Annotated in this window: 3 protein-coding genes and 1 pseudogene; 3 read left to right on the forward strand and 1 reads right to left on the reverse strand. The window is 65.1% G+C overall.

Translation table 11 applies throughout. From position 1 onward, the window contains the following. Nucleotides 1–1,383: 1,383 nt before the first annotated feature. Nucleotides 1,384–2,400, forward strand: a complete 1,017-nt coding sequence (locus tag AB0L75_RS03660) for a hypothetical protein (protein ID WP_365174784.1) — start codon at nucleotides 1,384–1,386, stop codon at nucleotides 2,398–2,400. Nucleotides 2,401–3,636: 1,236 nt separating this feature from the next. Continuing rightward, on the forward strand, nucleotides 3,637–4,644 hold the full coding sequence (locus tag AB0L75_RS03665) for a hypothetical protein (RefSeq protein WP_365174788.1): 1,008 nt from the start codon (nucleotides 3,637–3,639) through the stop codon (nucleotides 4,642–4,644). A gap of 336 nt (nucleotides 4,645–4,980) precedes the next feature. On the opposite strand, the gene AB0L75_RS03670 is transcribed toward AB0L75_RS03665, so the two are convergent. Further along, the gene (locus tag AB0L75_RS03670; protein ID WP_365174790.1) at nucleotides 4,981–5,898 is read right to left on the reverse strand and encodes an HAD hydrolase-like protein; all 918 of its coding nucleotides are present in this window, start codon (nucleotides 5,896–5,898) and stop codon (nucleotides 4,981–4,983) included. Between AB0L75_RS03670 and AB0L75_RS03675 the strand changes: the two are divergent. Then, nucleotides 5,877–6,000: pseudogene (locus AB0L75_RS03675) on the forward strand (IS5/IS1182 family transposase); the annotation flags it as partial. The gene AB0L75_RS03670 and the pseudogene AB0L75_RS03675 overlap by 22 nt on opposite strands.

Here is a 6,000-nt window from a genome sequence, read left to right on the forward strand (position 1 = left end):
CGCACATTGAACTGGCGACAGCACAATTCGGTGGCGCCCTCCAGCTTCGTCGGACATAAGCCGTCGGGCGTTGTCGAGCAACCGGCACCCCAGTGCGGCGCCGAGACCTTGGATGCCACGGACATCACCAATCGGCGGAACGGGCGCCGTTTTTTCGCGGGGGTCTCGTCGGGCTTCTGGCATCTGGCATGCAGACCTAGCTGGCCCCGTGGGGACGACCCGGTCTTCTCGACCGACGATCGAGCCGGGACCACGTGCCCAGCGGGTGTAGTGGTCGACCCAGCAGCCTTGTGGGCCCCGCCTGCACCGGGCGGGTTCAGCCAGTGGTACGGCGCACCAGCCACGGGGGTCAGGCGGTACCGGCGAGGTGGGGGCTCGACTTCGGCCGATTTCGGACTCGAAGGCGGGCTCAGGCTCCCCAGGGCAGAGCGGGCCCATGCCGGACGTCGCTCTGCACGCCCAGGTGGGTACCACCAGCCACCCAATCGAGGAGAAGCAGCGCACCGGACAGGTGTCGAGCCACGTGTCCATGGTCCCCGCATCGAACCGTCCCGGGGTGGGAGCGAGTGCAGTGTCCTGCGTCTGGTCCCGAACCGCCCTGTCAACTCAGCCTGGTCGGCCTTGCTCGACTGCCACGGCAAGGCCAGGGCTACCACGTTCGCAGCCGTGCCGGAGCGCCGTTGTGGGTACCCAGAGGGTCCCTCTCTCCGTCGAGGACGCGTCCGTCGGTGGCGCCCAGAGGTCTCCGCGTTCTGGACGATCCCGGAGAGGCCCTGGAACGGGTCGCTGACGCTGAAGAGATTGCCCGTGTGGTCTCTGGTCCGGTCGACGGCGTGGTGTACCAGTCCTGGCAGAGCCGCGCAACAGCACAAGTGCGCCATGACCTCTGCCGTCGCCGCGTCGCCCTACGGTTCCGGCACGTGGTCCGCCTCTGGGTGCCTCTCCTGGTCGATGAACAGGCCGGTGGTTCGGCGGGCCCGCTCCCCGTCATCGGGATCGAAGTCGAACGTGGGCCGACGGAAGCCGCCCTGGAATCGGATCCAGCGGCCGGTGGCGTGACGGGCTCCTCGATCAGTCCAGAACGGCTCTCACGTTATACCTTCGGTATGTGGACGGTTGCCTGCCGCTGCTATGCGTGTCATCACCGACTGACCGTGTGCCATCCGTCACTATTGCGACAACGTCTCGCATGCTCGATGAGCTAGGCATTTGCGGGCGATGAAGCTGCCCGATGTGATACATCGCCGCCGCGTCACTGCCCTCGCTTCAGGTCACCGCGCCAAGTGACGCCAATTCGGAGAACGGTCACCCGATCGCTCGTAGAAGTCCGCACGGTGAACCACTCCGGCTCGCCCCGCATTCAGCACGCAACCGGAGTTGACCGTGATCGAAGACACCGCGCCCGCTACCGTAGCGCTGCCTGATCTTGTACGCGAGATCGTCACCCCTGCTGCCGCAGCCGAAATCCTTGAGAAGACCCGCTTGTACGGCTGCAACCCACGCAAGCTGGATTCCTCTCACGCCCGGCGGCTCGCTCGTGACATGTGCAGCGGTAGCTGGGACGACTACAACCCCGACGTCCTGTCTCTGTGCGGTCATGGAGCCGCAATCCAGGGACAGCACCGCCTCGAAGCGGTAATCATCAGCAAGACGCCCCGCAGCTTCCTTGTCGCCCGGGACGTGCCACATGGTGCGGCGACAACGATGGACTGCGGCAAGGCTCGATCGGCTGCGACCGCGCTGTCCCTAGTGGGCGTCGACGGGCATCGCAAGGACGTCTCTTCGACCATCCGGCTGCTGCAGAACTACGACGTCGAACGCAAGAATGTTGCCTGGCCCGCATGGCGGTCGGTCGTCTACACCAACGCCGAGATCGTACGGTTCTTCCAGTCCAAGTACTCCGACCTGCCGGACTTTCTACCGCTGATGACCGCTCTGAAGAGCGGCGTGTACTCCGCTCCCGCAGCGTCACTGGCATGCGCGTACCTGGTCCACCGGGACGGCGGGAGCACCTCGCACGCGGACGACTTCTTCCGGGACCTGATCTCCGGAGCCCACCTGGACACAGCCGACCCCAGGTGGATCACTCGCCGGTACTTCCACAGCCCGGCCCGGCCACGACGCGGCAACATCACCAGCGCCCTCCACCTGGGGCTGCTCCTGAAGACGTGGAACCTTTGGGTCACCGGTCAGACCTGGGAGATCGCCAACTTTCGCGCGACACAGCGCATGCCCGACATCGTCAACGCGCCATGTCCTGCACAAGCGCAGCAAGCCTTCAGGAATCCGAGCAAGGACGGACCCGTCATTCCACGCCGCCGAGCTGCAGACCGAGCCGGCGTTCCTGGACAGACGATGGGCATGATGCACCTGCCCGGGGAAGAGGGTTTCCCTGCATGAGAGGCGCATCCCGGACAAGGCGATGGCGTTGGGCCGCTCGCCCTGCACGACCCGTTCAAGAAGCCCTGCTGGACACCAAGGCTTTGGCGGGCGGACACGCAACGCCATGCCCGGCCGAGCTTCGGACATGGTTGCCGGCTCGGACTTCGACGTGGACGTGCGTCAGGAGCGTTCGGCTCTGCCCCCTAGGGCCGGCCGGCATGCTTGGTCGCCTCCCGCGGCGAGGCCACCGCGGAGTGTCGATGCGACCAGCAGCCGGAACGGACTGCTGTCACGGCGTTACCCGTGCAGCGGGCCGCGCAGCGAGGAGTGGTTTCGCGGTGATGCCGCTCCTTGCCGAGGACGGCGGCACGTCAGTGGAGCCCAACGCTCATCGAACCGGGCATGAACACGCTGGCCCAAGCAGAGCGTCTTCTGGCAGGGCTGCCGGCAAGCCGCGGTCGCGCGTCTCCGTCGTAGCTCCGAATCATTGAGCGAATGGTCACATCCGACGCACCTCATTGCGCCACCCGGTTTCACGTGGTCGCGCCACGACATCGGTTCGCGCGACAGAAATTGATCTTCGGTGGTGTGACTGATCATATGAAGGTGGGAGCCCTTCGCCACAGGGCTCCCACCATCTTCCCGTGTGCCCACCGAACGGAGAAACACGGTCATGAGTCACTCTCCCAGATCCGGAGCAACTTCACGCTGGCGCAGGACCCCCGGTGATGCCGTCCCTCAATCGGACGCAATTTCACCGCTCTGCAACGTCCCTTCGCACGTGCAGCCGCCCGAGGCCCCTCTCAGAGCGGCCCGGCACGATTCATTGTTCAAACAGCGCACCCTCCTCGTGCTATGCGCGGCGGTCACCCTTGCCAACAGCGTGGGCTACATCGCGGCGTCCGCAAGTAGCAATCCACTGGCCGGGCTGTCCGCAGGAGTCATCGCATTCGGTGGAACCATCGGATTCTTCCACGAACACACGGACTGACACCACCGACCACTGAAATACCGGTCCTTGCCGAGCTGACGGTGCACCGCCCGCCTCGCCGTCAACCGTGCCCCATTCTCGATCCAGAAAAGGAAGCCGAGCCGTCGGAAATGGCGGGCATTACTCACCGCGCTGAGCTCACTTCCCACAAAGCAAGGTCACTCGCTCCGGCGACGTGAGCCCGTTCTGACTGCGCAGACATGAACCGTCGCTACGGAAATCGCCACCCAATCGCCCCTGTCTCGGATCCATCGGAGTCTGACATGAACGACGAGAGCATGTCTTCCTCTGCACCGCTCCCCTTGCCGGTGCGGGAGATCGTCACCCCTGCTGCCGCAGCCGAAATCCTTGAGAAGACCCGCTTGTACGGCTGCAACCCACGCAAGCTGGATTCCTCTCACGCCCGGCGGCTCGCTCGTGACATGTGCAGCGGTAGCTGGGACGACTACAACCCCGACGTCCTGTCTCTGTGCGGTCATGGAGCCGCAATCCAGGGACAGCACCGCCTCGAAGCGGTAATCATCAGCAAGACGCCCCGCAGCTTCCTTGTCGTCCGGGACCTGCCACACCAGACAGCCACCACTATGGACTGCGGCAAGGCGCGCTCCGCCGCCACAGCGCTGTCCCTGGTGGGCGTCGAGCGGCATCGCAAGGACATCTCTTCGACCGTCCGGCTGCTGCGGCTCTACGACGTCGAACGCAAGAATGTTGCCTGGCCCGCATGGCGGTCGGTCGTCTACACCAACGCCGAGATCGTGAGATTCTTCCAGTCGGAGTACTCCGACCTTCCAGACTTCCTGCCACTGATGACCGCCCTGAAGAGCGGCGTGTACTCCGCTCCCGCAGCGTCACTGGCGTGCGCGTATCTGGTCCACCGGGACGGCGGGAGCACCTCGCACGCGGACGACTTCTTCCGGGGCCTGATCTCCGGAGCCCACCTGGACACAGCCGACCCCAGATGGGTTGTCCGCCGATACTTTCAGAATCCGGCCCGGCCACGGCGCGGCAACACTGTCAGCTCACTTCAGCTGGGGCTGCTGCTCAAGACCTGGAATCTATGGATCTCTCACGGGGTCTGGGAGATGGCGTACTTCCGACCCAACGAGCGTATGCCCGAAGTCGTCCGCGCTGGCTCGGCGCGCAGATTCACCGAGGTGCAGCACGAGTCAGCCGACTCGGACTGTAACAAAATGCCCTTGTCACCACGTCGCACTGCACGCCAGGCCCGTGTGCCCGACCAGAACACCAATACGGCTCAGGTACGCTTCTGAACCATCAGTGCCGGGCTCCTCGGGATCGAGTTGGGGCAGCGTCAGGGCCACAAGGCGGCAGTCGCCACCAGCAATCGGGCGACTTTCTCGCCGCGGCCATCGGCCGTTCGGACACCCCGGAGGCTCCGTCAGGCCGCCACTGGCGACGACCTCTGAACGCAGGGCAGCCGGCATCCCGCCGTCGCTGGCCTTCAGAAGCGGCTGGTGGTCAGCCGATTTCGATTCCCGCGGAGTGGGCATGTTCGGAGGATCCTGGTCGTGGTCGCCCGCCTACACACGCTCCAGACACGCCTGAAGTCCACCACCGCTGGGAGCTGGCGAGTGGCTGACTGTTGATCAGACCGGCGTCGGCGTCGTGGCGGCAGCCTGAACGGCCTTCGTCAAGGCGCGAGCCGCGCGCGGCCGGTCCGTGAGGTCTGTGGTGAAGACACTCGGTCGCCGCCTGATGGAGTGTTCGCCGGAGGGCGCGCGAGGCGTCCTCCCTCGTTCAGACTTCGCCGCGTCCCTCCTTGGTCCATGTCCACGGCCCCCGATGGCGAACCGTACGGCTTCGGACCGTGCTCCCCGACCCTCGCCAGAGTCAGCACATGTCTCGTCCTCGGAACGGCCGCATCGCGATCTCTTGGCCGTTCTTGACGGTTGGCCAGCGACAACAACACCTCCCGAAGCCAGCATCAGTCGCCCAACCCGCCATTGCCCCGACAACACGACATCCGCACGCTCCGCCTGGTCGTACATGTGTCCCCAAGCCGCTGCTGCACCGCGACTTCCAGCGCCAACAGCAGCACGCAAGTCGAGTGGAGAGTCGCCGACATAGGCAATGTCCACGGCATCGATACCGAGTTCCTTCGCAGCCAGGAGGATTCTGTCCCATGCTGGCTTCGGACTCGACACATGGTCGCCACCGATCAACACGTCAATATGCAACCCTGCAGACCTCACCAGCATCCCGGCCGCCCTCGAACTGGCACCGGTGAACACAGTCAGAGCCCGGGCCCTGGGCACGCAGGGCAGCGAAGGCCTCAACCACCCTGGTATACGGCGCCACTTCGGCACCTTCGAGCTCCCGGTAGAAAGATCCTCGGACAGCCCAAGCTCCTGATCAATACATTCAGTGAGTGTTTTCAGCGCGGCCACTGATCGGGTGACGCTGGTGGTGTGCGCAACGCACGAGGCTCCTGTGCCGTTGGGGGAGGTGTTCGAAGTCTCAACCCACAGGCGCAGGAGCCGCGTTGGTTCCGTATTCTGCCGCACTCGACCTGCCGCACGCCCTGGTCGAGTGGGTCACGATGCTCATCGTCACCCGGGAGGGTGACCGCCGCTGCAAGCTCCCGCCGCACCAGCGTGCCCTGGTCG

The sequence above is a fragment of the Streptomyces sp. NPDC052101 genome, from assembly GCF_040680235.1.
In the GTDB taxonomy this organism is placed as follows: Bacteria; Actinomycetota; Actinomycetes; order Streptomycetales; family Streptomycetaceae; genus Streptomyces.